The sequence below is a fragment of the Actinoplanes sp. NPDC051633 genome, assembly GCF_040681735.1.
In the GTDB taxonomy this organism is placed as follows: Bacteria; Actinomycetota; Actinomycetes; order Mycobacteriales; family Micromonosporaceae; genus Actinoplanes.
The window spans coordinates 1-2,773 of sequence record NZ_JBFAZH010000127.1; the positions used below are offsets into that span (position 1 = coordinate 1).

General features: G+C 64.3%; 2 protein-coding genes. One reads left to right on the top strand and one right to left on the bottom strand.

Features of this window, described 5'->3' with window-relative positions:
• Window positions 1–236 precede the first annotated feature (236 nt).
• Window positions 237–1,610: a pentapeptide repeat-containing protein gene (locus tag AB0M20_RS10460; RefSeq protein ID WP_364296617.1), complete on the top strand. Its 1,374-nt coding sequence runs from the start codon at window positions 237–239 to the stop codon at window positions 1,608–1,610.
• 785 nt (window positions 1,611–2,395) lie between these two features.
• Here AB0M20_RS10460 and AB0M20_RS10465 read toward each other — a convergent pair.
• Window positions 2,396–2,773, bottom strand: a 378-nt coding sequence (locus AB0M20_RS10465; protein ID WP_364296619.1) for a tetratricopeptide repeat protein, incomplete at its 5' end; no start/stop codon positions are given.

The window sequence follows — 2,773 nt, forward strand, 5'->3', positions numbered from 1 at the left end:
GGGCGCGGGGGGGGTTGCGGGGGGGGGGCGCCCCCCCCCCCCCCCCCGCCGGGGGCTGCCTTCGATGGTCTTCGGTCGACGCGGCGCCACCGTCACTCGAACGGGGTTCACTGTGGCGGTCGTCGGCGAAACTATCCGTCATGGCTCGGATTCTCAGGTGGTGGCGCGGGCGTCGACGGGTTCCGGGCGGTCCGGCGGCGGATTCGCCGTTGTCGCCAATCCGGTGGTGGCCAGCGATGCTGGGCACGGTCGTGGCCGTGGTGGCCGGCGGGGCGCTGGCGATGTGGCTGCTCGGTGTGTGGTCGCATGTTCCGGCGAAGGTGTCCGAGAGCGACAAGTTCCGGCTGGATGAGATCAAGCTGGGGTTGACGGTTGCGGCCGGCCTGGCGGCGGGTGTGACGTTGCTGGTGACGTTGCGCCGTCAAGTGCTGCACGAGCGAACGCAACGGTTCGCGGAGAAGGACGCGGTCGAGTCGCGGATCACGGCCTTGTACGTGGCGGCGGCGGACCAGCTGGGCAGTGACAAGCCCGCGGTGCGCCTGGCGGGGTTGTATTCGCTGGAGCGGTTAGGTCAGGACCACCCACCTTTGCGGCAGACAGTGGTGGACGTAATCTGCGCCTATCTGCGTATGCCGTACACACCCCCGATCGAGTTTCTGCCTCAGAACGTTGAGCAGTCGCCATCAGGGCCCGCGGACGACGCTGCGGAACCCGATGAGGATAAGGAGGCCGAGCGCAGACAGGAGTTGCAGGTGCGGTTAACTGCGCAGAGGCTGCTGGCGAAGCATCTCCGGCCCAGGACGGATTCTGCGCAGTCGGCGGTGGCTGCTGATTGGTTTTGGCGGGGTCCGGCAGACGAGTGGATGGACATCGACCTCACCGGCGCCGCCCTCGTCAAATTCGACTTTAGCGATTGCCATCTCGGCCACTTCGCTGGTGAGTATGCTCAGTTCTACGCCTCCACCGACCTGAACAAGGCCCAATTCCACGCCCACGCCGAATTTGATTTTGCCGAGTTCTACAGCCTTGTTTTTATGTACGGCGTCCAGTTCCACGCCCACGCCGGCCTACACAAGGCCCGGTTTCATAGTCTCACGGACCTGTCCAGGGCTCAATTTCGGGCCGGCGCTGATCTGCGCGAAGCCCAATTCCAAAGTAAAATCGAGCTTATTGGAGCCTCGTTCCAGGCGATCGCCGATCTGAGCGAGACCAAGTTCGGTGCCCTCGCCGATCTCCGTAAAGTTCAATTCCACTCCGACGCTCTATTTAGCATGACCGAGTTCCACGCCAAGGTCGATCTGGGGAAGGCCCAGTTCTACGGCTACGCCGGATTGTCGCACGCGCAGTTTCAAGCCGCGGTCGACCTGAGCGGCACCCGATTCCACCAACTCGTCGACCTGACGGGGGCGCAATTTTACGGCGACGCCGTCGTCAACGGGAATCAGCCCGTTGTTGGGCTGAAGTGGGACGGCGCGCTCGTGGCGCGAGGCGACTGGTTGCCAATCGGTTGGACTGTCAACGGACCTAGCTCGGACGTAAACGGCTTGCGGCGGGTAACCCGTGAAGAGGCACCGACGGACACGCAATACGACTCGCCTGATAAGGGCTGATGACGGCCCATCGGGTCCAATCTGGTGGCGCGCACTCGACTGCCGCACGCGGAGGCCGAAGGCCGTAGGCGTGCGGCATTGTCACGCACTGCGCGCGGCCCGGAGGGCCGCCTTGAAGACGTATGGAAAGTTCTCACCGGCAGTTGTGCTGTTCAAAGTTTCTGTACGTCTTCAAGGCGGCCCGAAACGGGCCGCTCACGCCGCCGCCTGGGCGCGTGGCCGGCGCCTAGCTGTCGCACGCGCCGGGCTCACGCAGGCAGCCCGGCGGCTGGCGTGGAAGCGGGATCGGGCCGCAGCGACAATAGAGTCGGGTTCGAATGGGGTGGGCCTTAAGGCCGGGCCGCTACCGGTGCGGCCACCTGCTGCGCCCGGCTGAAGGGCGATTGACGGCCGTGGAGCGCCGGGTGCGGCGGCGCGCATTGTGTCCGGGCCGCCCCTCCAAGCTCAAGGGCGCTTCGCGTCGCAAGCGACGGCCTGCGGCCGCCCTTGACCTCGGAGCCTCTACGGCCCTCGGGCAGGTTGGTCACGGGGCAGGCCGGTGGCCTGCCCTCATCAGCTCGCGCGCCGCCGCACCCGCCACCGACTCGCGTGTCAAGAAAGGATTGACGATGCCTAGCCGATCCGCGTGCCAGGTCCTGCCATATCAGCCGGCCGAACCGAGGCGTATCGAGGAACCACGGGGACGTTGGAACGCATTAAGGCCGGTCAACGCCTTGCAGCTCCGTGGTCACGACCGCCTGGCAGCGTGATGTCCAACGGTATCTGGCACCGTTTGTACTATCTCCTCATTCGACATCCTCGCCCATGCGGCGCAGCTCCCGTCGTACGATCTCAACTCCGCTAGAGTGGTGAATTTTCCTATTTAGGTCAAGGCTGCGGTGAAGGAGTTGGATACCTTCCTCGCGATTCGACCTGGCACGTAGCTTTCCCCACGTATAGAGAACCTGGGCCATGTGAGTATCTTTGTTAAGTTGCACGCCGAGTTCCATACTTTGGCGAAGTAGTTCTTCGGCTTCGCTTGCACGATTGCGGTTCCGGCCGATCAGTTGACCAAGAGTGTGCAGGACCTGGGCCTCACCGTCGGAGTCGCGTGCTGCCTTCCTGATCTGCAGGCTTTGGCGAAGTAGTTCTTCCGCTTCGCTTGCACGATTGCGGTTCCGGCC

Coding starts and splice junctions, on each gene's coding strand:
- AB0M20_RS10460 (WP_364296617.1), top strand. CDS start 237: ATGCTGGGCACGGTCGTGGCCGTGGTGGCCGGCGGGGCGCTGGCGATG.